Genomic DNA, 25,244 nt, shown 5'->3' on the forward strand with positions numbered 1-25,244 from the left:
GATACCTCATGACGAAGCATGACGAAACAACCGAGACATCCGAATGAAAATCAAATCCGTGCGCGCACGCCTTTTTAAATGGAAAGGCAAGACCGTGCCGCCTCAAGGCAATTTCTGCTCGAACGCGATGGACCTGCTCTACGCGCCGCAAGAAACGATGAGCACCTTCCGCTTCCACTCGTGGACCGTCGTCGAAGTCGAGACCGATTCCGGCATCGTCGGTCTCGGCAACGTGGCCCTCGCCCCGCAGGTCGCGAAGGTCATCATCGACGAGTATCTCGCGCCGCTCGTCATCGGTCAGGACCCGTGGGACTACGAGTATCTGAACCAGCGCATGTACCGCGCGACGCACGCATGGGGGCGCAAGGGCATCGGCATGGCCGCGATTTCCGCAGTCGACATTGCGATCTGGGACATCCTCGGCAAGAGCGTCGATAAGCCCGTGTTCAAGTTGCTCGGCGGCCGCACGAAGGAAAAGATCCCCTGCTACTACTCGAAGCTCTATCGCACCAACCCGAAGGCCATGCAAGAAGAGGCGCAAAAGTATCTGGACGAAGGCTTCCGCGCGTTCAAGATGCGCTTCGGCTATGGGCCCGCGCACGGTCAGCAGGGTGTCGTCGAGAATCTGAAATCGGTCGAGGCCGTGCGTGAGGTGATCGGCTACGACAACGATCTGATGCTCGAGTGCTACATGGGATGGAACGTCGAATATGCCAAGCGTATTCTGCCGAAGCTCGAGCAATACCAACCGCGCTGGCTCGAAGAACCCGTCATCGCGGACGACATCGACGGCTACGCCGAGCTGAATCGGTTGACGAGTATTCCTATCTCGGGCGGCGAGCATGAGTTCTCGCTATACGGCTTCAAGCAGCTGCTCGATCGCAAGGCCGTGTCGGTCGTGCAATACGACACCAATCGTGTCGGCGGCATCACGATGGCACACAAGATCAACGCGCTGTGCGAAGCGTACAGCGTACCGGTGATTCCGCACGCCGGCCAAATGCACAACTACCACCTGACGATGAGCACGCTTGCCTCGCCGATGAGCGAGTACTTCCCGATGTTCGACGTCGAGGTGGGCAACGAGCTTTTCTACTACATCTTCGACGGCGAGCCGGTTGCCGAAAGCGGCTTCCTGCAACTGCGCGATGACGTGCCAGGCCTGGGTCTTACGCTGAAGACCGAGTTTCTCGATCAGTTCGAGATCGTGGAGTGACCATGAGCGCACGTTACCAAGGCGTGTTTCCCGTCGCGCCGACGATCTTCAAGGAAGACGGCGCACTCGACCTCGACGGTCAGCGCCGTTGCCTCGATTTCATGATCGATGCGGGCTCGAACGGGATCTGCATTCACGCAAACTATTCGGAACAATTCGCGCTCGGCGATGACGAACGTGATCTGATCACGCGCACGACACTCAAGCATGTTGCCGGCCGGGTACCGGTGATCGTGACGACGTCACATTTCAGCGCGCGGATTTGTGCCGAGCGTAACCGATATGCGCAAGCGCTCGGTGCGGCTATGGTGATGGTGATGCCGCCCTATCACGGCGCGACGTTCCGCGTCCCCGAGGCGCAGATTCAGGCGTTCTTCCGCGAAGCGACGGCCGGGCTGGGCATACCGTTGATGATTCAAGACGCGCCCGCAAGCGGCACGACATTGTCCGCGCCGTTTCTTGCCAGGCTGGCTCGCGAGATCGAAGCCGTGTCGTACTTCAAGATCGAGACCGCCGGCGCGGCCTCGAAGCTGCGCGAGCTGATCGAACTGGGCGGCGATGCGATCGAAGGACCTTGGGATGGCGAGGAAGGGATCACGCTGCTTGCCGACCTCGATGCGGGTGCGACCGGTGCGATGACGGGGGCTGGCTACCCGGACGGGATCCGTCGGATCACCGATGCTTACTTCGCGGGCCAACGCGACGAAGCAGTTGCCCAATACGCTCGTTGGCTGCCCCTCATCAACTATGAAAACCGCCAGGCAGGCTTTCTGGCCGCGAAAGCGCTGATGAAGGAAGGCGGCGTGATTGACTGCGACAAGCCACGCTCGCCTTGGCCGGAGCTGCATCCGCAAGTTCGCGCGGGTCTGCTCGACGCGGCTCGCCGGCTCGATCCGCTCGTGCTGTCCTGGGGCCGGTAAGGGAAAGACGCCCAGGCGGCCCTCAAAGGCCGCCGCTACTGGTCAATAGATGATGTTGGGTGCGAGTGTCTCGCCCGTCATGAAGCGCCGATGCGACATGTGCTTCAGATCGTCGGAAGCCTGACCGGTTGCGATTGCCTCAGCGAGCATGCGGGCGGCGCCGAGCGAGCTGCTGAAGCCGTGTCCGCTGAAGCCGGTGCACAGATACACGCCGGGATGTTGACTACATTCGGAGACGACCGGAATGCCGTCGGGCGTATTGTCGATGGCGCCGCCCCACGCGATGTCGACTTTCGATGGATCGAACTGCGGAAATACTTTACGCGCCTCGTCATAGGCGGAGTGCACCAGCGACAGGTCGGGCGCGGGATCGAGCACGCGATTGCGCACGAACGGCGAGCGTCCGAGATGCAGATAGCTGAACTCGCTCCACAGTTGCCGGAAGAACTCGCCGCCGAATTGCACCTTGATGCTGTTGCGACGGCTCGCATACAGCCCTTTGAAACGCATGCCGTAGCGCAGCGCGTTCGGCACCACGTGCACGGTGCCCCGCCCGCTCTTCGCGAGCGTGTAGCCGCCATCGGCACGCTCTCGCAGTGCGAACTCCGGCGCCTTCAGCGGTCCACTGAAGGCGAGACGAATATCGCTGTGCGATTTCGATGCCGACGAATAGACGTTCAGCGTCGGCAGCACGATCTTTTGCTTCAGACAGAAAAGCGACGACCACGCGCCTGCCGCAATCACCACCGCATCGGCGCGCACGCGTCCGCGCTCCGTCTCTATGCCGGCGATGCGGCCCGCCTCGAAAACCAGATCGTTGACCGCGCAGTCCTGCAGGATCGCGACGCCTTGCGCGGCAGCTCGCTGTGCAAGCAGGGGAATCGCGCAAGACGGATCGGCATAACCGTCGTCGAAAGTGCGCACGCCGCCGATCCACGGCGCGCAGCCATCGGCGTAGACCTTGTTCGCTTGCTCGCGCGACAGCATCTCCGCCGCGACGCCGCTGCTGCGCGCAAAATCGCACCACGCATGCCAACCCGCGAGTTCCTCTTCGCTGCGCGTGACGAAAGTGATCCCGGTCTTGCGAAACCCGACATCGACGCCGATCTCGTCGGCGAGATCCGTCCAGCGCTGTACACTCAGTTTCGCCACGGCCAGTTCGCGCATGTCACGCCCGAGCGTTCGACACCATCCCCAGTTGCGGCTACTCTGCTCCGCGGCGACATGACCTTTTTCGAAGACCGCGACGTGCTTGCCGAGCCGGTTCAGTTCATAGGCCGTCGCTACGCCCGCCGCGCCGCCGCCGATCACCGCGACGTCCACGTGCGTCGGCAGCGTCACGTCGGTGTTGATTTTCAATAACGGTTGTCTCACTTTTCAGCCGGGTCTTAGGGAAAAAGCGTGCAGTAGGAACATCGCCGACATCGTTGTCTCGATCGACAAAGCGACGCAAAGAAGCGATGTTTGGTCGCTGTTTCGTCGCTTTTGATACGCGTGCCGGTATGCGGATGACGTCGAAGTTTAAGAAGGAGCCTCCGCCATGACAAATTCGCAAGTATTGGGAGGACATGCTTTTTTGATATGGTGAGCGCTGTGCAGCGGGCGGCTCGACACGTGCCTCGAAGATGTCGCGAATAAACAGCCAAGGGTTTAGGTGCGTACCCATATCAAAAAGTGATGGGGGGTCAAATATGGCGTATTTGGATGTGCAGCGGATCCATCAATAAAATGGACCGACTAGCGGCCGGATCAGCGAATGTAGCGACGAGCGCGATCTCCCTGACGCAAGACCGCTGATCACGATGAGACCAGAGGACGACGATGAAAGCCAGCAGAAGAGACTTCCTCGCGATGTTCGCCGCGGCAGGCGCAGCAACCGCCTTGCCGGGCATCGCGATGGCGGACGAGGCGCCGCGCAAGGGCGGCAACGTGCGCATGGCGGTGCAGAACAGTTCGATGTCCGACACGCTCGATCCGGCCAAGGGCGGGCATTCGGGCGATTGGACCAAGCAATTTTGCGTGTTCAACGCGCTTACCGAGTTCAACGGCACGCTCACGCCCAGCAACGCGCTTGCCGACAAGCTCGAGAGCACCGACGGCATGACGTGGCACATCGGTCTCAAGCAGGGCGTGCATTTCCACGATGGCGCCGAGTTGACCAGTGAAGACGTCGTCTATTCGCTCGCACGTCACAAGGACCCCGCCACGGCATCGAAGGCCTTCGCGATCGCCAGCGGCTTCAAAGAGATCAAGGCTGCCGGCAAATCTGAACTGACGCTGGTGCTCGACCAGCCGAACTTCGATCTGCCCTCCGTGCTCGGCAGCAGCTACTTCCTGATCGTCAAGAACAACACGAAGGATTTTGCGAAACCGGTGGGCACAGGTCCGTTCATCGTCGACACGTTCACGCCCGGCGGCAAATTCTCCGCCAAGCGCAATCCGAATTATTGGAAGTCGGGCCTGCCTCATCTCGATACCGTCGAGATCATCGGCTTGCCCGATAACAGCGCGCGCGTGAACGCGGTGCTGGCAGGCGACATCGACATTTGCTCGCTGGTCGATCACCGCTATGCCGCACAGGTAAAGGGCAACGCCAACGTGCAGTTGGTGGCCAACAAGCTCGCGATTTACACCGATCTGATCCTGCGCCAGGATCACCCGATCACCGGGAATCCAGACTTCGTCTCGGCCACGCGCTGCCTCCAGGATCGCAAGCGCATGGTGAACGACGTGATGCAGACCTACGGCGTGATCGCAAACGATCATCCGGTCGCGCCGTGGGACCCGTACTACCTCGAAGGCCTGCCCCAACACCAATTCGATCTCGACAAAGCGAAGTTCCATCTGAAAAAAGGCGGGCTCGTGGGGAAGTCGATGGAAATCTATTGTCAGCCGGGCATTGCGGCAGCCGTGGAAGGCGCGCAGTTCCTGCAAAGCTTCGGCGCGCAGGCGGGCTTCAACTTCGTCATACGTCAGGTGCCGACCGATGGCTACTGGTCAACCTACTGGACCAAGCGCCCGATCACCTACGGCTCGATCTCCAACCGGCCGAACGTCGGCATGATCTTTCAGCTGTTCTACTCCTCGAAGTCGCCGACCAATGAAGCGCATTGGCAGAATCCGAAGCTCGACCAACTGCTCAGTGCGGCGCGCGCGGAAGGCGACTTCAACAAGCGCAAGGCAATCTATGGCGACATGCAGACGCTGGTGCACGAAAGCGCCGGCACCGTGATTCCCGTGTTCGACGTCATCCTCGACGGCGTCTCGAAGAAGGTGCGCGGCTACCAATCGAATCCGTCGGGCATGAACATGGGCTACCGGTTCGCCGAAGCGGTCTGGCGCGCCTGAGTTCCGTGGCAAGGCAAAATGCCGTTCAGTCGCCAGACTGAACGGCATTTTTTCGTTGGGAGTTTGCGCTTTGCAGCGGCGTCAGGCCTTCGCGCGCAACGCCGTTTCCTCCAACCAGTTGGCCCGCATCTCGGGCACCGAATCAATCAGCAGCGATGTATACGGGTGCCGTGGCTGGGTGAGCAGCGTGCTGGGGTTGCACGCATCGACCTTCTGGCCTTTGAACAGCACGACGATGTCGTCGCAAATCGAGCGCACGGTCGAAAGATCGTGGCTGATGAACAGATATGACATGTTCAGCTCGTGCCGCAGCTCGACCAGCAGATCGAGGATAGCCGCGCCCACCACGGTATCGAGCGCCGACGTCACTTCGTCGCAGATGATCAGGTCGGGATCGGCAGCCAGCGCGCGCGCCAAGTTGACGCGCTGTTTCTGGCCGCCCGAGAGCTCGGCGGGACGTCGATGCGCAATCGACGATGGCAGCTCCACCAGCTCGAGCAGACGGGCGACGCGCGCCGGCACCTCCTTCGACGCACAGCGTTCGAAATGCCGCAGCGGCCGCGACAGAATCGTCTGGATGTCCTGCGCCGGATTGAGGACCTTGTCGGCGTTCTGGAATACCAATTGAATGCGTCGATATAGACCGCGATCGCGCTTGCCATGCTCGCCCGGCAACGGCTTGCCGGCGAAACGGAGAACGCCCCGCGCCGGCGCAAGCATCCCCGCGATCACATAGGCGAGCGTCGACTTGCCCGAGCCCGATTCGCCGATCACGCCGAGCGTGGTGCCGCGCCGCAGCGTCAGATTGATGTCGTCCAGGACGCGCACGGACGGCATGCCCGCGCGGTCGCGCTCGCCGTACCCGGCGATCAGATTGCTGATCTCGAGCAATGCCGGTTGCTTTCCGGCCTGATCGGCGTCTTCCTCCGTCAGGCGGCACGACGGCTCGGCAGCGGCCAGCAGGCTGCGCGTGTACGGATGCGCAGGCGCATCGATGATCTGTCCAAGCACGCCCTCTTCCTGAATCTCGCCGTTGCGCAGGACGAGCACGCGATCCGCAATCTGCGCCACCACCGCGAGGTCGTGCGACACATACACCGCGCTGATGTGGAACTGTGCGATCGCACGCTTGAACGCGCGCAGCACTTCGATCTGCGTCGTCACGTCGAGCGCCGTGGTCGGCTCGTCGAACACCACGACTTCGGGGTCCGACATCAGCGCCATCGCCGCCATCAGCCGTTGCAGCTGACCGCCCGATACCTGGTGCGGATAACGCTCGCCGATAGCCTCCGGCGACGGCAGCGCGAGCGCGCGGAAGAGCCCGACGGCCTTCTCTCGCGCGGCCTTGCGGCTCATCAGCCGGCGCACGCACACGCCTTCGATCACCTGATCGATGACGCGTAGCGCGGGGTTGAACGACGCCGATGCGCTCTGCGCGACATAGGCGACCCGCCGGCCGCGCAGGTCGCGCAATGCCGCAGGCGCCGCCGCCAGGACATCCGTTCCGCCGACGCCGACGCGCCCCCCAGCAATCCGGCAGCCACGCCGAGCGTAGCCGAGCAACGTCAGCGCAATCGTCGTTTTGCCCGAGCCGGATTCGCCGATCAGCGCGAGCACTTCGCCGCGCCGAATCGAGAAGCTGACGTCTTTGACGATCGGTATTTCGGCGCCATCGTCACCGCGTGCGACGACCTGCAGATTGGCAACTTCTACGAGACATTCGGTCGACATGGCTTATCCCCGTGCGCCGCCGCGCCTGCGCACGGCCAGACTGTCGATCAGGAGGTTGACGCCGATCGTCAGCGTGGCGATCGCGAGCGCCGGCATGATCACCGCTGGCGCACCGAAAGAAAGACCCGACAGGTTCTCGCGCACAAGCGATCCCCAGTCGGCATACGGCGGCTGCACGCCAAGGCCGAGGAAGCTCAGGCCGCTCAGCATCAGCACGTTGTAGACGAAGCGCAGGCCGAAGTCGGTCAGCATCGGATGAATCATGTTGGGCAGGATCTCGCGGCATGCGATATGGAAGGCGCTTTCGCCGTTCAGGCGCGCGACCGTGACGTATTCCATCGCATTGATGCCGACCGCCTGAGAATGCGCGATACGGAATGCGCCCGGCATGTAAATGACGCCAGCCGTCAGCACCAACACACGCAGATCCGAACCGTAGATAGCGATGACGAGCAGCGCGAGGATCTTGCTCGGTGTAACGAGTAACGCATCGACGATGCGGCAGACGATCTCGTCGAACCAGTTGCCGATCACTGTCGACACCAGCGCGAGCAGCGTGCCGCTCACGCTCGCGATGACGGTGGCGGCAAGCGCGAGCCCGATGGAATAGCGCGCGCCGTACAGAATGCGGCTCAGCAGGTCGCGGCCCAGGAAGTCGGTGCCGAGCGGATACGCAAGACTGCTCGATGCGAACACCTTCCCGCCGCTCATGTCCATCATGCCGTAAGGCGCGATGAAGGAACCGAAAATGGCGATGAAGACCCACGCGAGCGAAAGGAAGAGACCGATGCGGCCGAGCCCGCTCAGGGACATGAAGAAGCGCCCGATCCGACGCGGCGAAAGCAGGAAGGTCATGGCGTCACCGCAATTTCGGGTTGCAGACGATCGTAGCGATGTCCGCGAGCAATAGCAGAAGCAGATAACAGGTGCTGAAGAACAGCACGCAGAACTGGACGATTGGCAGATCGCGGTTGCTGACCGCGTCGACCAGCGTGCTGGCAAGCCCTGGGTAGGAGAAGATCGCCTCGACGATGATGACGCCGCCGAGCAGATACGACAGGCTCAGCGCCATCGCATTGACGATCGGTCCGATCGCGTTGGGCAGCGCATGGCACAACACCGTGCGCGACGGACGCAGGCCCTTGAGCACGGTCATCTCCGCATACGGCGCATCGAGTTCGTTGACGAGCGCCGCGCGCGTCATCCGCGCCATCTGCGCGACCACGACGCAACACAGCACCAGCACCGGCAAACTGTACGACTTGAAGAACTCGCCGACGCTCGACACATCGGGATTGACCGACACGGCCGACACCCAGTGCAGCTTGACCGCGAACAGCAGCACGGCGAGCGTGGCGAGCAGGAATTCGGGGACGGCGACCACCGACATCGTCAAGACCCCGATCACCCGGTCGAGCAGTGTGCCGCGCACCATCGCCGCGACGATGCCGAGCACCAGCGCGATCGGCACCGAGGCAGCGGTCGCCGCGCCGGCCAGCATCAGCGTATTCGGAATGCGCGCCAGCACGATGCTTTTGACCGGCACTTGCGCCGCGTACGAAATCCCGAAGTTGCCGCTCATCATCCCGCCGAGCCACGTGAAGAAGCGCAGCAGCAGCGGTTCGTCGAGCCCCAGCTCCTTGCGCAGCATCGCCACCGTTTCCGGCGTGGCGTACTGGCCCAACGCCATCTGGGCCGCGTCGCCAGGCAGCAAGCTGGCCATGAAAAAGACGAGCGCGGAAACCAGAAACAGCGTGAGCGCACCAATTGCGATGCGGCGGCTCACCATGCGCAGCACGACGCGATTCATATTTCACCTCGGTAACCTCGGTATTCAGGTGCGCCGGTCCGGCTTTGCGAGACGCCGGGCCGGATCGCGCTCGAAACAACCGCTCCGCTGTCAGGGCATCATGAGACCGCGTCCTTGAAGCGGAAATACGCGCCCACCAGGGGCAGGAACCATTCGCGCCCCGCGTAGCCCGGCAAGGCCTTCCAGTCCTCACGCGCCCACGGATTGGCGCGCGCGGCGCCCATCACGATATCGGCCATCACGTCGCCCATGTAGGTCGACATCTGCGTGCCGTGCCCGCTGTAGGCAACCGAATAATAAAGCCCCTCGTGCTTGCCCGCCGACGGCAGACGATCCGCGGTCGCCTCGACGAGGCCGCCCCAGCAATACTCGATGCGCACGTCACGGAAATCCGGCAGCAGCTTGTCCAGCGACTCTTTCAGAATCCGTCCGCTCTTGCGGTCCGACGCGGGATTGCTGCGCGCGAATTGCGCGCGGCCGCCCCACACCAACCGGTCGTCGTCCGTCGTCCGGAAGTAGTTGCCGAAATTCAGGCTCGTCACGTAGTTGCGGCGGTTGGGCAGCGCGCGGTCGAGCAGTTGCGGAATCGGTTCCGTGACGATCACGAAACTGCCGACCGGCACGATGCGGCGTTGCCACCAGCCAAACGGCCCATGATTCGAGCAGCCGGTGGCGAGCAGCACGCGTCCTGCCTCGATCTCGCCTTTCACCGTCACGATGCGGTGCCGGTCTCCGCCGAGCGGGACGAGCTTCGTGACCGCCGCATGCTCGAAGACGCGCGCGCCGTGACGCGCCGCCGCCGTCGCCAGTCCGGTGCCGAAGCGGCCCATGTGCATCTGGCCGCCACGCCGATCGAGCATGCCGCCATGAAACGCATCCGAGGCGATCTCGCGGCGCACGTCGCTGGCCGACAGCAATTCGACATCCGAAAGCAGATGCTTGCGCAACGCTTCGTGGTTGCGCGCGATGCCGGCCATATGGCTCGGCTTGCTGGCGAGCTTGAGCTTGCCGTGACGAACGAAGCTGCAATCGATCTGTTCGCGGCTGACCAGTTGCTCGACGTAATCGACCGCGTCGGTGTAGGTCTGATAATACCGCTTCGCCACCTGCTCGCCGTAGCGCCCGATCAGATCCGGCAGGCTCTGCGAGGTGCCCGGGCTGCAATGTCCGCCGTTGCGGCCCGAGGCTTCGCCGTGGATGCGCGACGCTTCGAGCAGCACCACGTCGACGCCCTTGCGCGCGAGCGACAGCGCCGCCGACAGCCCCGTGAAGCCGCCGCCGATCACCACGACGTCCGCACGCGCCGGCAGGTCGCCGGTCACGCCGGCCTCGAAGCGAGGCGCTGTTGCCAGCCAGAAAGATTCGAGTCTCATAGCCCGACGACGGCGGCAAGACCACCGATATCCTTGATTTCCGTATAGCCGTAAAACGGATTGGCCGGCTCGTGGCCGCGGTTGACCCACACCTTGTTCCTGATGCCCATGTCGTGCGCGATCATCAGGTCGTAGCGGAAGCTCGACGACACGTGCAGGATGTCTTCCGGACCGCAGTTCAACTGGTCGAGCAGATACTCGAACGCCTTCATCTGCGGTTTGTACGCCTGCGCCTGTTCGGCCGTGTAGACCGCATGGAACGGCGCGCCCATGCGCGCTATGTTGTGAGGAATCTGCACGTTCGACGCATTCGTCAGGCCGACCAGCTGGAATTCCTTCGCGACCTTGGCGAGACCGGTGGGCACGTCCGGGTGCGGCCCCCAGCCCGGCACCTGATCGTAGATGGCCTTGCCGTCGCCTTCCCGATATTCGACGCCAAAGCGTTTGCAGGTACGGCGGATGGCGTTGTCGACCACCTGTTCGTACGGTTTCCACGCACCCAACACTTCGTCCAGACGGTAAGCGGCGAAGGCGTCGGTGAATGCGCGCATCCGCGCGGCAGGCACACGGTCCTGATAGAGCGCGCTCGCGGCCGGCGCCATCTCGAAGTAGATCAGTGTGCCGTAGCAATCGAAGGTGATGTACTTAGGCTTGAACAACGACATGTTATTTCCTCGGCAATTGGGGCGCGTCGCCCGGAATTAGAAATCGATGAGCACCGACTTGTAGCGAAGACTGCCTTCGAAGGCTTGGCGGCCCAGATCCTTGCCCATGCCCGATCCCTTGAAACCGCCGGTCGGGATGATGAAGTCCCACGTGCGGCCGAAACGGTTCACCCACACGGTGCCCGCCTGGATGCGGCGCGTCGCCCGCAGCGCCCGGCCGAGGTCGAGCGTATGGACGGCCGCCGCCAGGCCGTAGCTGGCGTGATCGGCGAGCGCGAGGGCTTCCTCTTCGTCGTCGAAGGTCTGCACGGTCAACACCGGACCGAAGATTTCTTCGCGCACCGCGAGCGACCGACTCGTCACGTCGGCGAGCAGCGTCGGACGGTAGTAATAACCCTTGCTGTCGTGCTCGAAGAAATCGGCGCCGCACAGCGCGCTTGCGCCTTCGTCCATGGTCTGCCTGACCGCCGCGTGGATGTTGCGGGCCTGCTGCCCGTTGATGATAGGCGGAAAGCAACTCGGTTCACGCCAGGTCGGTCCTGGCCGCAGCGCGTCGATCTTCGCGATGATCGCTTCGATCAACGGCCCGGCGATGCCGCGCTGCGCGATCAGCCGCGTGCCGGACACACAGGCCTGCCCCGCATTCGACGTGAACCCGCGCACGACGCGGCCGGCGACCGCGTCGATGTCGCCGGCGTCGTCGAACACCACTTGTGGGCTCTTGCCGCCGAGTTCGAGCGTGACCGGCTTCGTGCCGTGATGCGCCGCCTCGCTCATGATCGCGGCGCCCGTGCGGGTCGAACCGGTGAACGACACCTTGCCGACGAGCGGATGCCTCACGAGCGCCGCGCCCGCGCCCGCACCGCGGCCCTGCACGATGTTGAACACCCCCGCCGGCAAGCCCGCTTCGATCGCGAGTTCGGCGAGACGCATCACCGAATAAGGCGTCAGCTCGGACGGCTTGAGCACCATCGCGTTTCCGGCTGCGAGCGCGGGCGCGCATTTCCACGAAGCCATCGAAAGCGGGAAATTCCACGGCGCGATGGCCGCCACCACGCCATACGGCTCCGGCAGTACGAGGCCCAGGCTGTGGTGCGTCGTCGGCACTGCGTCGCCGCCGAACTTGTCGGCGCACTCAGCGAAGAAGCGGATGCACTCCGCGGTGAACGGCACATCGAAGGCGCGCGCTTCAGCAATGGGCCGGGTCGAGCCGATCGCCTCGAGACGCCCGAGAGAATCCGCTTTCGCGTCGATCAGGTCGGCCCAGCGCGACAGCACGCGGGCGCGCTCGCGCGGCGCACGCGTGCCCCAGCCGCTCGCGAGCCAGCTGCGGTGGGCATCGCACACGGCCTGATCGACGAGATCGTCGGAGGCGTCGGGCAGCGTGCCCATCACGCCACCGTCGGAGGGTCGCAGGACCTCCAGCTCCTCACGGCCATCGACGCGTTTGCCGCCAATGAAGTGTCCGCTTGGAACCGGGATGAGAGGTGAAGTATCGCCCTTCATGTCGTTCATAGGGACCCGGTCATGTCCATGGGATGAGCGCCGCTGTGCGCGTGTCATATCGGCGTTTCATCAAGTTACGGCGAGTGTAAGAACGACAATTTTCTTTGACAAATACGCATATAATCGTAGGCCATACATTTTTGATATGGCCCGCCCGATGCTGAATTTTCGCGAAGTTCAGGCCTTTCGCGCGGTCATGTTGTCGGGTTCGATGACGCAGGCCGCAAAAGATCTGCACACGTCGCAATCGAACATCAGCCGCGTCATCGGCCAACTGGAACGGCGTCTCGGCATCAAGCTGTTCGAACGCCAGATCGGCAAGCTGATGCCCACGCTCGAAGGCCAGGTGTTCTTCCGCGACGTCGAACATACGTTCGCGAGTCTGCGCGGGCTCGAGGAAAAAGCCGAATCCATTCGAAAACGCGGCAGCGGCCGTCTGCGTGTCGCGGCCGTGCCATCCATGGCGATCGTCGCCGTTCCCGATGCCATTCAGGTTTTCGCGCAGCGTTATCCCGATGTCGACGTCACGTTGCAGGTCGCCGATTCGCTGACCGTGTGCCAGTGGCTCGCAACCGGCTATGCCGATGTCGGCATCGCCTCCGAGATCTTCAACGGCACGAGTGTCGCGTCGGAGGTGGCGCGCAAGAGCCGGGGCGTGTGCATCGTGCCGAGCGATCACCGGCTCGCCAAGCGCGGTGGCACGGTCACGCCGGCGGACCTCGTCGGCGAACGCTTTCTGTCGCTCAAATCGAGCGACGTGATGCGCAAGCGGATCGACGACGCCTGTCAAATCGACGGCGAAGACAAGCGCATCCTCGCCTACGAATCGCATTTCGCCGCGGCGATCTGCCGGATGGTCGCCTGCGGTTTGGGCGTGAGCGTCATGAATCAACTGGTCGCGCGCGAATACGCGAGCCAGCTCGCCATCCTGCCGTTCTCGAAGCGCATCGAGTTCTCCACTTACGTCGTCTATCCGCTCAACATTCCCATGAACATGCTGGCGAAGTCCTTCGCCGACGCGTTCCGGGAAAGCAGCGGCTGACGGCGTGCTGCGGGACCGGTCTGCCGCGCGGGCAGCACCGCCGCCCGCTCTCGCAGCGCCAGTGCTTAGCCGACGCTCGCGCCGCTGATTTCGTCGGCTGTATTCCTGACCGCACGCCCCCATTCCTCGATCCGGTCCGCTTCGAAGCGCGAGCCGGGCATCGAAAAGCACACGCTTGCCACCGCGATGCCGTTCCCGTCGAAGATCGGTGCGCCGATGGCGTAGATCTGGTGGCGGTACTGGCCTAGATTGACGGAATAGCCGCGCGTGCGAACGCGCTCGAGCTCTTTGCGGATCAGCGCGGGATCGTTGATGGTGTGCTCGCCGTACTTCGGCAGATCGCGCCCGAGGATCGTGTCGATCTGGTCGCCGTTCATGTGCGCGAGGATCGCTAGGCCGTTGGCGGTCGCATGGAACGGCGACACGTTTCCGATGGAGTACGCCGTACGGACGTGCTGCTTGCACTCGGTTTCCTCGATGAGAACCATCGCCGTGGTGCCGTCCGGGATCGAGAGATGAACGGTTTCGTTGACGAGGTCGCACAGGTCCTGCATCGGCTGGCGCGCGGCTTTCTGCAATGCGCCGCCCTTCAATGCGCTGGGCCGCACGCCCACTACCCGCGCGCCGATCTCCCAGCGCGTCACTTCGCTGCCGGCCTGACGCAGCCAGCCCGCTTCCTGAAACGTCATCAACACGCGCTGCACGCTCGACTTCGGCATATTCAGCAGCTTCGAGAGTTCGCTGACTCCGATCGGCTGATGCTGCGAGATGGTCTCGATGATCTCGATGCTCTTCAGGAGGCTGTTCATCTTTTGATTCCTTGCGATCGACAAGCGCGCATGCTAACTTGGCAACTCGTACCACATAGAAGCACGGCGTGCCGTATTGTGGCACACAACAAAAGCGAATGCAACGGCCAATCCGCAGACGCGCGAGCGTAGCAAGGCTTACCTAGAGAAACGCAGAGGAAGGCAATGGGCTTGAGAATCGGAGTAGACATCGGTGGATCGTTCACGGACTTCGCCGTGCTGGACGACGAGACGCGGACCACGCGCACACTGAAAGTTTTTTCGCGGCCGGACTCGCCGGGCAGCGAAGTGATCGACGGCATGCAAGGCTTGCGCGAGCGTTTCGGCATCGACCCGCGCGACGTCACCTACTTCACGCATGGCACGACCGTTGGCGTGAACGCGGTGGTGATGCGCAAGGGCCTGCGCCTCGCGCTCATCACGACACGCCATTTCGAGGATGTGCTTGACATCGCGCGCCTGAAGATCCCCGACATGTATCACCTGATGTCGCGCCGCCCGGATCCGCTCGTCACGCGCGACCGCGTGTTCGGCGTCGATGGCCGCATGCGTCCAGACGGCACAGAGGAAACACCCATCGACGAAGCCAGCGTGCTGGCCGCGCTCGCCGCGCTACGGGCGGCGCAATGCGAAGGCGTGGTCATCTCGCTGCTGCATTCGTACCGCAACTCCGCGCACGAGCAGCAGGTCAAGGCGATCATCGAAAAGGCCGCGCCCGGATTCTTCGTGTCGTGCTCGCACGAAGTGTGGCCGATCATCCGCGAATACGAGCGCACCGTCACCGCCACGATCGGCGGCTATGTGCAGCCGCGTGTCTCGCAATACCTCTCGCGCCTGCAGGCCGCGCTCGCCGAGAGTGGCGTCGGCGCGGATCTCAAGGTGACCAAGTCCAACGGCGGCGTGATGAGCGCCGAAAACGGCAAGAGCAACTGCGTGCAAATGATCCTCTCGGGCACCGCCGCCGGCGTGATCGGCGCGTCGTATCTGGCGGGCATCTGCAAGATCAAGGACTGCATGAGCCTGGACATCGGCGGCACGACCGCGGATGTCGCGCTGATCGTCGATGGCAAGCCGCAGTACGCCACTGGCGAATACATCGGCGACTTCCAGATTCACATTCCGTCGGTATCCGTGTCGTCGATCGGCGACGGCGGCGGCTCGATCGCCTGGGTAGACGATTTCGGCGTGCTGAAGGTCGGCCCGGAGAGCGCCGGCTCGAATCCTGGGCCGGTGTGCTATGGCCGCGGCGGCACGCGGCCCACCATCACCGACGCGTTCGCGGCGATCGGCGTGCTCGGCCGCGCGTCGCTCGGGTATAACGCGGTGAAGGTCGACGTCGACGCGAGCCGCCGCGCGATCGAGCCGCTCGCCCAGCGCCTCGGGCTGGATGTGCATCGGACCGCCGCGGCGATCATCGATGTCGCCGTGTCCGGCATGTACGGCGGCGTCAGCCGCATCGTGTCGCGCTTCGGCATCGATCCGCGCACGTTCTCGCTGATGCCGTTCGGTGGCGCCGGGCCGATGCTCGGCGGTTTCCTCGCCCGCGCGCTGAACATGAAGCATCTCGTCGTGCCCACCACGCCGGGCGTGCTGAGCGCGCTGGGCGGCCTGATCGCCGACACGAAGAACGACTTCGTGCGCACCACCTACTACCCGCTCGACGCCGCCTCGCTCGACAAACTGTCCGTCGATCTCACCACGCTCGAAAAGCAGGCGCGCGACTGGATCGTCAGCGAAACCGGCTCGGACAAGGGCGCCGAGATGTCGGTGTCGGCCGACATGCGCTACCGCGGCCAGTCGTTCGAAGTCGACACGCCGCTCGATCCGCAATCGATCCGCAACGGCGACATGGCGACCATCGCCGACGCATTCCATCGCGAACATCACCGCCTGTACGGCCACAGCGATGCCGCGTCGCCCGTGCAGGTCGTGGCCCTGCGCCTCGTGATCAGCCTGCCGACGCCGAAGCCCGAAATGCAGAAGATCGCCGTGGGCGAAGGCGCACCGCCCGTCGAGGCGATGATCGACGTATACCTGGACGACGCATGGCGCAGCGTGCCGCTCTATCACCGCTCGGTGCTGCTGGCGGGCCACCGTTTCGACGGCCCCGCGATCATCGCGCAGGACGATACGACGACCTGCGTGCTGCCCGGCTGCGAAGCTGTCGTCGATGAATACGGCAACCTGCTGCTGTCGCTGCAGTGAGCGCAGATGACTTTCGAAGGACTGAGACAATGACATTCGACCGATCCGTTCTGCAGATTTTTGCCAACTATTGCGTGGCGGCCGCCGAAAGCATGGCGCATACGCTGATGCGCACAGCCCATTCGGCCTTCGTCAAGGAAACCGAGGATTTCTCCTGCACGATCATGACGCCGGAAGGCCTCACCTTCGCGTCGCCGAAGACGCTCGGCGCAACCTGGTATCCGGGCCTCGACTTCGGCTCGGTGATCGAGGCGATCGATCACTACGAACCCGGCGACATCGGCATGACCAACGATGCCTATAGCGGCTACGTCGCCACGCATACGCCCGACGTCATGATGTGGAAGCCGGTGTTCTACAACGGCGAGATCGTCTGCTATGTGGGCGGCCATATTCACAACACAGACATGGGCGGCGCGGTGCCAGCCTCGCTGTCGCGCACGCTCACCGAGATCTATCAGGAAGGCATCCGCTGGGCGCCGACCAAGATCATGCGTGCCGGCGTGCTCGACGAAACGCTGCTCGATCACATGGCGATCAACGTGCGCGCCCCCGAGCAGAATCGCGGCGACCTGAAGGCGCAGATCGCGATGCTGATGACCGGCGAGCGGCGCGTGCTGGAGATCATCGAACGCTTCGGCGTCGAGGACTTCAAGGCGGGCATGCACGCGATGATCGACTACTCGGAGGAACAGGCGCGCGCGATCGTCGCCGCCATGCCCGACGGCGAATACTTCTTCGCCGAATACGCGGACGAGGATTCGGTCAACGGCAAGCCGCTACGCGTCGCGCTCAACCTGAAAGTCGAAGGCGAATCGCTCGTGCTCGACTTCACGGGCAGCGATCCGCAGCTCAATTCGTCGCTGAACATGCCGACCGGCGGCAAGGAGCGGCACGTGCTCGCCCTCGTCGGGCTGAACTACGTGCTCTATTCGCTGCATCCCGATCTGCTGCTGAACGCCGGCATGCTGAAGGTCGCGCGCTGCGTGCTGCCGGAAGGCACGATCATGAACTGCGTGCCGCCCGCTGCGGTCGGCATGCGCAGTCTGACCTGCAAGGTCGCGCAGAACGTCACCTTCGGCGCGTTCTCGATGGTCTGCCCCGAGCGCCTGCCCGCGTGCCCAGCTGGCGGCATGTCGATTCTCAACGTGCGCACGGTCGATAGCGACGGCCGCACCGTGATCGCCGCCATCGGTCCGGTGGGCGGCGGCGCAGGCGGCATGATCAGCGCGGACGGTTCTGACGCATCGGGAGCGAACGTCGCGTTTCTGCGCAACACCCCGGTCGAGATCAACGAAGCCGAAGTGCCGATCCGCATCCTCAAGTACGGTATGGTGCCGGGCAGCGCGGGCGCGGGGCGCTATCGCGGCGGCCTTGGCACGGTCATGGAATTCCGGGTGTTCTCGCCCGGCACGCTGGTCACGGCGCGCAATCGCGACCGTTCGCGCTTCGCGTCATGGGGCGTGCTGGGCGGCAAGGCGGGATCGAATTCGCGCTTCACGCGCAATCCGGGCACCGAGCGCGCGGAAGATCTCGGCGTCACCGATCTCGTCGTGTGCGGCCCCGGTGACGTGATCCGCCTGGAAGGCTGCGGCGGCGGCGGTTACGGAAATCCGTACGAGCGGGATCCGCAGATGGTCGCCACCGATGTTCTGCGCGGCTACTTGAGCGAAGCCGATGCGCTGACGCTGTACGGCGTGGTGCTGAACGCCGGCGAAGTGGATGCGGACAAGACCAAGGCGAAACGCGCCGCGCTCGCGGCCGAAGCGCCCGCCCGCCCCGTCGGGCACTTCGATTACGGAGCAGCGCGCACGGCCTACGAGGCGCGCTGGACCCGCGAACGCTACGCGGTGCTGACGGAGATCCTCGCGGCGGTGCCGGTGGTATGGCGTCACTTCCTCAAGCACAAAATCTTCGACACATTCGATGCCTGGGAAGCCGATGGCCGTCTGCAGCCGGGCGGTCAGGCGATCCGCGATATCTTCGCCGAGGTCGCGGCCAAGTATCCGCAACTCATCGAGGCACAGCGCGCGGCCTGACGCCCCTCGCCGATGCCGCCGCGATGCGCGAGGCCTGCCGGTTTTCCTTTGACGGCAGGCGGTGCACGCGCGGCATCCGGTCAAACGCGTTTTTGAAGGGTGAGCAATGACATCGCTGCACGAAACAGATCGGCGTCACTTTTTTCATCCAGGCACGCACGCAAACGATCACGCAACTGGCGCCCTGCCCGGCTTCATCCTCGACAAAGGGCACGGGATCTATCTGACCGACGTCGACGGGCGCGAGTACATCGACGGATTCTCCGGACTGTATTGCGTCAACGTTGGCTATGGCCGCGAAGAAATCGCCGATCGCATGGCCGCGCAATGCAAGCGGCTGTCGTACTACCACACCTACGTCGGCAGCGGTAACGAGCCTGTGATCGAATTGTCGCGACGGTTGATCGTGCCCCTGGCGCGTGCGAAGCGGACTTCACCGCGCAATGCATCGCCGAACTCGAAGCGTTGATCGAATTCGAAGGCGCCGACACGATCGCCGCATTCATCGCCGAACCGATGAACGGCACCGGTGGCATCGTGCCGCCGCCCGAAGGTTATTGGCGAACGACACGCTGCCCGCATGACGACGAACCTCGAGGCGACCATGACGACACTGCATCTGCCCGCGATCGGTTTAGGTACATGGCGATCGACGCATGACGAGGGCGTGCGCGCAGTGCGTACGGCGATCGAAAAGGGCTACCGGCACATCGATACCGCCGCGCGCTACGAAAACGAAGCCGCGGTCGGCGAAGGCATTCGGCAAAGCGGCATCGCACGCGATGATCTGTTCGTGACCACGAAAGTCTGGTGGACCGAACTAAGCGCGGCGGCTTTCAAGCGCTCGCTCGAAAGAAGCCTGTCCGAGCTGAAACTCGATTACGTCGATCTATTGCTGATTCACTGGCCGAATCCCGACGTGCCGCTCAAAGAGCAACTCGGCGCGCTCGCCGATGCGCATCATCAAGGACTCGCTCGCCAAGTCGGCGTGTCGAACTTTCCGGTGGCTTGGCTGGACCGCGCGGTGCAATTATCGCCGGTACGGCTGTCGGTGAATCAGTGCGAATACCACCCGTATCTGGACCAGCGAAAGGTGCTTGATGCGTGCGCGCGCCACGCAATCACCTTCGTCGCGCATACGCCGCTGGGCAGCGGGCGGCTCCTCGACGAACCGCTGATCGCCGAAATCGCGGCGCGCCACGGAAAACGGCCGTCGCAAGTCTTGCTGCGCTGGCTCATCCAGCAGCCCGGCGTTGCGGCAGTGCCGAAGTCGTCAAACGAGATTCGGATCGGCGAAAACATCGACGTGTTCGATTTCGCGCTCGACCCACACGAAATGCGCCGCATCGCCGCGCTCGCTCGTCCCGACGGACGGGTCAGCAAAGTGGCGTGGGCGCCTGAGTGGGATAACGCCTGACGCTGTCGTACTCGGCTCCAAACTCGCGATAAGGATTCGGATGCTAGTCTTTCACCACAAGGACCAGGCTCTGCACGACCCCGAGCGTGTATTTCGTGGCGGAAAATACATCCCGCAAGTCGACAGGGCAGAACGTTACAAGATCTTCCTGGACATCGTGACTCAGGCGGGGCACGACGTAAGGTCCGCAGAATTGAGCGGCCTGAACGACATTTTAGAGATCCACGATCCAGCCTACGTCGAATTTCTCAAGACGGTCTACTCGCGTTGGGAAAAACAAGCGGAGTTTGGCCCCGACGCAGTGCCAAACGTACATCCTACCCATAGGATGTCGCGCAAACCCCAAAATCTTCTTGGCGAGCTCGGCTGGTACAGTAATTCAACCTCGTGCCCAATCACAAGAGACACGTGGAAGGCTGTCTTCGCCAGCGCGTGCGTCGCGCTCAATGGTGCGCGTTCGCTCGGTGAGGGCGCAAAACAGGTCTACGCGCTATGCCGGCCTCCCGGTCATCATGCGTTCCCTGACATGATGTCTGGTGTATGTTTTCTAAATAATGCCTCGATTGCGGCACAACAATTGACGAAGCGCTTCGGAAAAGTGGCTGTCGTCGACCTGGATGTGCACCATGGAAACGGAACTCAGCACATCTTCTATCGCCGTTCCGATGTTCTTTTTTGCTCCATTCATGCAGACCCTTCGCAGCGCGCGCCGTTCTATGCCGGTTACGACGATGAAATTGGCGCAGATGCCGGCGAAGGTTTCAATCTCAACATGCCGCTCCCCGTTGGTACTGGAGATGAAGTCTGGCTCAATGCAGTTATCCAGGTGGTCCGACGAATCATGGCATTCAATCCAGGCGCTATTGTAATTTCACTAGGATTTGACGGGTCGATACACGATCCGATGAAGACTTTCCAGCTAACGAATAATGGCTTCGCAAAAGCAGCATCCTTGTTAGCTGCCCTGAATGTTCCCACGCTGCTTGTTCAGGAAGGTGGTTACATCAACCCGCAACTGGGCGCATGCCTGCAGCTATTCCTTGCAACGTTCCAGGGCGGCTAACAGTGCCCACGGTCGCTATGGACGATGACACAGTTACGCTGCAACAGGCTGTCCGCGCGAATGCTTAAGACGTTGGCGAACGTTCGCGCTTCGCCTCCCATGCAACGCCTGCCTACGGTAACTCAGGCGATGACCTTCTGCTCTGAGGTAGCCTGCTCGCGCATGCGACGGGATTCGTCGCGCAGGAACTGCTGGTAATCGTCCAGATCGCCGTCGAAGGGCTCGACGCCGCCCCTGGTCACCAGCCAGAACTCATCACATACCGCGCGCAACAGGGCCCGGTCGTGACTGACCAGCATCACCGTGCCTTCGAATTCGTTGAGCGCCATGGCTAGCGCTTCGCGTGTGGCCAGATCTAGGTGGTTGGTAGGCTCGTCGAGCAGCAGCAGGTTCGGGCGCTGCCACACGATCATGCACAACACGAGCCGCGCCTTTTCGCCACCGCTCATCGTGCCAACCGCCTGATGGACCATGTCGCCACTGAAGTTGAAGGTGCCGAGGAAGGTGCGAAGCGATTGTTCGGTGCTACTCTGGCCGGGGGCGCGCATATGCGCCGGCGTCTCCTTGGCAAGGCGGATCATGTGTTCCATCGGCGTGTCGAGCGGACGCAGCACGTCGAGCTCCTGCTGGGCGAAGTAGCCGATGTTCAGACCTTTGCCTTCGCTGATTTCGCCGGCGATCGGCGCCAGCGCGTGCGCCACGGTCTTCACCAGCGTGGACTTACCTTGGCCGTTGGCACCGAGAATGCCGATCCGCTGCCCGGCCAGCACGGAACGGCTGATGCCGCGCACGATGACCGTGGGCGGCGTGCCCGGCAGCGCGCCGGTCGGCGCGGGGTAGCCGAAGCTCGTGTCCAGCATCGACAACAGCGGGTTCGGGACGTTGAGGGGCTCCTTGAACTCGAAGTTGAACTCCGCATCGGCAAGCACAGGTGCGATCTTCTCCATGCGTTCGAGCGCCTTGACCCGGCTCTGCGCCTGTTTCGCCTTCGAGGCCTTGGCCTTGAATCGGTCGATGAATTTCTGCAGGTGAGCGATCTTGTCCGCTTGCCTGGCCACCGCGGCCTGCTGCAACCCGATCTGCTCGGCGCGCATGTCTTCGAACTTGCTGTAGTTGCCGCCATAACGCACGAGCTTGGCGTTGTCGACGTGCACCGTCACCTGCGTCACCGCGTCGAGGAATTCGCGATCGTGGCTGATCACTACCAGGGTTCCTTGATAGCGTTTGAGCCAGGCTTCCAGCCAGACCAGCGCGTCGAGGTCGAGGTGGTTGGTCGGCTCGTCGAGCAGCAGCAGGTCGGACGGGCACATCAGCGCGCGCGCCAGTTGCAGTCGCATGCGCCAGCCGCCGGAGAAGCTGTTGACCGGCTGGCTAAGCTGCGCAGCACTGAAGCCAAGGCCCAGGATCAGCGCTTGGGCACGTGCAGGGGCATCGTGTGCACCGGCGTCGTGCAGGGCCATGTAGGCGTGCGCCATGCGCATGCCGTCGTCGCTGGCTTCGGCGGCGGCTGCTTCGGTCTGCGCCGCCAACAGCCCAGTGTCGCCCTCGATTACGAAGTCGGTCGCGCTCTGCTCGGTCTCCGGCATCTCCTGCGCGACCTGGCCCATCTTCCACGCAGCGGGAATCGAGAACTCGCCGCTGTCTTCGTGCAGCGTTCCGTTGAGAAGGCCAAAGAAGGACGATTTGCCGGCGCCGTTGCGGCCGACAAGACCAATTTTTTCGCCGGGGGTGAATGTGATCGACGCGCGGTCGAGTACGACATTAACGCCGCGACGCAGCGTGAGATTACGGACGGAAATCATAAGGAGCTACATCGGAGAGGATTGGCATGATAGCCGACCGGACGTGCAGCGCTGCCTCTTTTCTGATCCGCTTGCGCTTTGCGGCGCCCACCGCCGATTCCATCCTCGAAAAGATGGGCGTCCTCGGCGGTTCATTAAGCGTACTTGACGGCCTTGCGCAGTCCATCGACGAATACATCCAGGTCCGCTTCGTTCATGTAAATGTGCGGCGACACACGCAGTCCCTCCAACTGGCCGACGCGCCGGTATTTAACATGAATTGAGAACGATTGTCGCAAGACGCGTTCGAGATGCACGGCATCGATGCCGTCGACGGAAAACAGGCTCACCGCACCCAGCGTCTCTGTCTCGAGCGGCGTGTGGATCCGCAAGCCATCAATGTCAGCGGCGAGCCGCGTCCAGTAGCGGGTAAGTGCGCGCAACCTCGCATGAATATTCCCGACACCGATCGCTTGATGAAAGCCGATCGCCGGTTCGATGCCGGCCTGCAATGCCGAATTGTAGGTGCCGAGGTTCCAGTGATCGAACTTGTCCACCGTGTCGGGCGTGGCATCGAACGAAGCGAGCAATGGCCATGTTTCGCGTAAGCGTCCTCGTTTTATGATCATCATGCCGTTTCCAACGGGTGCGCCGAGCCATTTATGCAGGCTCGTCACGAAGAAATCGCAGCCGAGCTCGCGGAAGCTGATGGGCATCTGCGCGAAGGATTGCGCTGCGTCGACGATGGTGATAATGCCGCGCTCCCGTGCGAGCGCACACAGGCGGGCAACAGGCAGCACCCTGCCTGTCCAGTGAATCATATGCGTCAGATGAAGCACGCGCGTCGCGGGACAGATCGCCGAAGAATACGCTCCGATTATTTCCTCGTCGCTGGCGAGCGGATCGAACGTCACCGAGTCGACCACAACGCCTTCGCGGCTCCGCCGCTGCTGCCAGCCGCCTAGTGCGCTCGGATAGTCCCACGACGACACAACCACTCGATCGCCAGTGGACATCTGGACACCGAAAATTGCGACGCTGAGGCCTTCGCTCGCATTGCGGTTAAGCACGACCTCATCCGCATCGCAATCGGCTAGTGTCGCCAACTGCCGCTTGATGTCAGGAAGCTTCAGGTCGAGACCGGTCCACATGTTGACGTCCGGATTCTTGCTGATGAAGCGGTAGGCGTCGATGACCGCCTGCTCAACGACGAACGGTGGCGGACTCACTGCTGCATTGTTCAGATTCAGCAACGGCTGCTGTGCGGGATACGATTTGCGGACCTGCTCCCAATCCACATCGGTGTTCCTTTCGCATGAAGCATCTGCAAGCATGTTCCGTGTCCTATTCTGATTTCGGCGTGGATGCGTCGGCAAAACCGCAGTCACTCTACACGGTAACGGGAGGCCTGGATCGCTGTTCACGCAGGCCAAACCACGCGAATGCTCTGTTGTTGCTGGCACATGAGCAATTTTCTACCGCCGCGCTGCCAACGCTATCAAATCCAGCGCAACGCCTCAGCAATGACATGCGTTGCCCCACTGTCTGCGCATTGGCCATGAGCGATCAGAAGGCGCTCGGGCTTCCAATCGAGCACTCTTTGGCGAGCGGCGCGCGCGGCATCACGCGAGAGAAAACTCAGTCGCCATTCGCGCGGCGTGCTGCCGTGCGGTCCGACGAGGTCGTCAAGCCGCAGGAGTATGCCTTTCCACCCTGTGGCCACCTCCTCGGGAAAGCGTTGGATCAGGTCGCCGAAGATGGCGGTGCGTGATACGCGATGGAAGAACACTACTTCTTCCATGGCAAACGATCCGCGAAACACAACTTGATCGATGTCGTCGATCCATTGTCGGTCCGGCTCGTCGCCAAGTTCGGCATCGAAGCGAAACCCCTTCATTTTTCGAACGAGCCCCGGAGGGGCATGGATGCTCGCTGCAGGCCAGCGCATCTTCCACGCCGAGAGCGCGAGATGATGCAGTTTGTTCGGTGAGACGATATGCGCGACCGGCCCGACTGCCTCTACGGCGACGGCTAAATCTTCCGTCAGCGCGATTGGAGACCACACCCACGTCTTCCCCGACGAGAGCCGCACGACCGCCATGCGGGTCGGGTATGGAAATCCATAGAACGATACAGCTGGCCCATCGGCAAAATACAAATTCTGTCCGAACGCAGTCAGCATTGGTCGAGATGTCTCGCAAGGACGATATGGCAAGGCGATGCTCCCGGCGCCGAATAGCGTGTGCGGCATCATGTAATGGGAATGGGGGTTCAGAAACTCGCGGTTAAATAGTAATACGCATAAGCAGTGGCACGTAT

Annotated in this window: 19 protein-coding genes and 1 pseudogene; 9 read left to right on the plus strand and 11 right to left on the minus strand. The window is 62.7% G+C overall.

Annotated elements, in window-relative coordinates:
- Positions 1-43: 43 nt before the first annotated feature.
- On the plus strand, positions 44-1,216 hold the full coding sequence (locus ACR9ZC_RS18395) for an L-rhamnonate dehydratase (RefSeq protein WP_481581382.1): 1,173 nt from the start codon (positions 44-46) through the stop codon (positions 1,214-1,216).
- A gap of 2 nt (positions 1,217-1,218) precedes the next feature.
- Entirely contained in the window at positions 1,219-2,136 is a 918-nt protein-coding gene (locus tag ACR9ZC_RS18400) for a dihydrodipicolinate synthase family protein (RefSeq protein ID WP_481581383.1), read from the plus strand.
- 42 nt (positions 2,137-2,178) lie between these two features.
- On the opposite strand, the gene ACR9ZC_RS18405 is transcribed toward ACR9ZC_RS18400, so the two are convergent.
- Positions 2,179-3,495: an FAD-dependent oxidoreductase gene (locus ACR9ZC_RS18405; protein WP_331568329.1), complete on the minus strand. Its 1,317-nt coding sequence runs from the start codon at positions 3,493-3,495 to the stop codon at positions 2,179-2,181.
- Between the two features lie 462 nt (positions 3,496-3,957).
- Here ACR9ZC_RS18405 and ACR9ZC_RS18410 point away from each other — a divergent pair, with 462 nt between their 5' ends.
- Positions 3,958-5,484, plus strand: a complete 1,527-nt coding sequence (locus ACR9ZC_RS18410) for an ABC transporter substrate-binding protein (RefSeq protein ID WP_481581384.1) — start codon at positions 3,958-3,960, stop codon at positions 5,482-5,484.
- An 81-nt stretch (positions 5,485-5,565) separates the two neighbouring features.
- On the opposite strand, the gene ACR9ZC_RS18415 is transcribed toward ACR9ZC_RS18410, so the two are convergent.
- The 6 genes from ACR9ZC_RS18415 to ACR9ZC_RS18440 form a co-directional block, all read right to left on the minus strand.
- A complete protein-coding gene (locus tag ACR9ZC_RS18415; RefSeq protein WP_481581385.1) occupies positions 5,566-7,215 on the minus strand; it encodes an ABC transporter ATP-binding protein in 1,650 nt (549 codons plus the stop codon).
- 3 nt (positions 7,216-7,218) lie between these two features.
- A complete protein-coding gene (locus tag ACR9ZC_RS18420; RefSeq protein WP_481581386.1) occupies positions 7,219-8,070 on the minus strand; it encodes an ABC transporter permease in 852 nt (283 codons plus the stop codon).
- A gap of 4 nt (positions 8,071-8,074) precedes the next feature.
- Entirely contained in the window at positions 8,075-9,025 is a 951-nt protein-coding gene (locus ACR9ZC_RS18425; protein WP_440559571.1) for an ABC transporter permease, read from the minus strand.
- A 98-nt stretch (positions 9,026-9,123) separates the two neighbouring features.
- A complete protein-coding gene (locus tag ACR9ZC_RS18430; RefSeq protein ID WP_481581387.1) occupies positions 9,124-10,398 on the minus strand; it encodes an NAD(P)/FAD-dependent oxidoreductase in 1,275 nt (424 codons plus the stop codon).
- Positions 10,395-11,063 (minus strand): haloacid dehalogenase type II, encoded by a 669-nt coding sequence (locus tag ACR9ZC_RS18435; protein ID WP_481581388.1) that lies wholly within the window; start codon positions 11,061-11,063, stop codon positions 10,395-10,397. Before ACR9ZC_RS18435 ends, ACR9ZC_RS18430 begins: the two co-directional genes overlap by 4 nt.
- A gap of 36 nt (positions 11,064-11,099) precedes the next feature.
- Complete coding sequence (locus tag ACR9ZC_RS18440) at positions 11,100-12,578, minus strand: aldehyde dehydrogenase family protein (RefSeq protein WP_481581389.1); 1,479 nt, start codon at positions 12,576-12,578, stop codon at positions 11,100-11,102.
- Positions 12,579-12,726: 148 nt separating this feature from the next.
- Between ACR9ZC_RS18440 and ACR9ZC_RS18445 the strand changes: the two genes are divergently transcribed.
- Entirely contained in the window at positions 12,727-13,611 is an 885-nt protein-coding gene (locus tag ACR9ZC_RS18445) for a LysR substrate-binding domain-containing protein (protein WP_481581390.1), read from the plus strand.
- Positions 13,612-13,676: 65 nt separating this feature from the next.
- Here the strand turns inward: ACR9ZC_RS18445 and ACR9ZC_RS18450 are convergent, their stop codons facing one another.
- Positions 13,677-14,420, minus strand: a complete 744-nt coding sequence (locus tag ACR9ZC_RS18450; RefSeq protein ID WP_481581391.1) for an IclR family transcriptional regulator — start codon at positions 14,418-14,420, stop codon at positions 13,677-13,679.
- A gap of 165 nt (positions 14,421-14,585) precedes the next feature.
- On the opposite strand from ACR9ZC_RS18450, the gene ACR9ZC_RS18455 reads away from it, so the two are divergent.
- The 5 genes and pseudogenes from ACR9ZC_RS18455 (at position 14,586) to ACR9ZC_RS18475 (ending at position 21,144) form a co-directional block, all read left to right on the plus strand.
- Entirely contained in the window at positions 14,586-16,625 is a 2,040-nt protein-coding gene (locus tag ACR9ZC_RS18455; protein ID WP_481581392.1) for a hydantoinase/oxoprolinase family protein, read from the plus strand.
- A 29-nt stretch (positions 16,626-16,654) separates the two neighbouring features.
- Positions 16,655-18,664: a hydantoinase B/oxoprolinase family protein gene (locus ACR9ZC_RS18460; protein WP_481581393.1), complete on the plus strand. Its 2,010-nt coding sequence runs from the start codon at positions 16,655-16,657 to the stop codon at positions 18,662-18,664.
- Positions 18,665-18,770: 106 nt separating this feature from the next.
- A pseudogene (locus ACR9ZC_RS18465) lies at positions 18,771-19,225 on the plus strand (aminotransferase class III-fold pyridoxal phosphate-dependent enzyme); the annotation flags it as partial.
- 19 nt (positions 19,226-19,244) lie between these two features.
- The gene (locus ACR9ZC_RS18470; RefSeq protein WP_481581394.1) at positions 19,245-20,081 is read left to right on the plus strand and encodes an aldo/keto reductase; all 837 of its coding nucleotides are present in this window, start codon (positions 19,245-19,247) and stop codon (positions 20,079-20,081) included.
- Positions 20,082-20,121: 40 nt separating this feature from the next.
- Positions 20,122-21,144: a histone deacetylase family protein gene (locus ACR9ZC_RS18475; protein ID WP_481581395.1), complete on the plus strand. Its 1,023-nt coding sequence runs from the start codon at positions 20,122-20,124 to the stop codon at positions 21,142-21,144.
- 122 nt (positions 21,145-21,266) lie between these two features.
- Here the strand turns inward: ACR9ZC_RS18475 and ACR9ZC_RS18480 are convergent, their stop codons facing one another.
- The 3 genes from ACR9ZC_RS18480 to ACR9ZC_RS18490 all read right to left on the minus strand — a co-directional run bounded on the left by ACR9ZC_RS18480 (position 21,267) and on the right by ACR9ZC_RS18490 (position 25,107).
- Complete coding sequence (locus ACR9ZC_RS18480; protein ID WP_481581396.1) at positions 21,267-22,946, minus strand: ABC-F family ATP-binding cassette domain-containing protein; 1,680 nt, start codon at positions 22,944-22,946, stop codon at positions 21,267-21,269.
- A 134-nt stretch (positions 22,947-23,080) separates the two neighbouring features.
- Positions 23,081-24,223 (minus strand): aminotransferase class V-fold PLP-dependent enzyme, encoded by a 1,143-nt coding sequence (locus tag ACR9ZC_RS18485; protein ID WP_481581397.1) that lies wholly within the window; start codon positions 24,221-24,223, stop codon positions 23,081-23,083.
- Positions 24,224-24,423: 200 nt separating this feature from the next.
- Positions 24,424-25,107 carry a DUF4336 domain-containing protein gene (locus ACR9ZC_RS18490; protein ID WP_481581398.1) on the minus strand — a complete coding sequence of 228 codons (684 nt, stop codon included), beginning with the start codon at positions 25,105-25,107 and terminating at the stop codon, positions 24,424-24,426.
- Positions 25,108-25,244: the final 137 nt, after the last annotated feature.

It is taken from the genome of Trinickia sp. HAY1-2D (assembly GCF_056754935.1).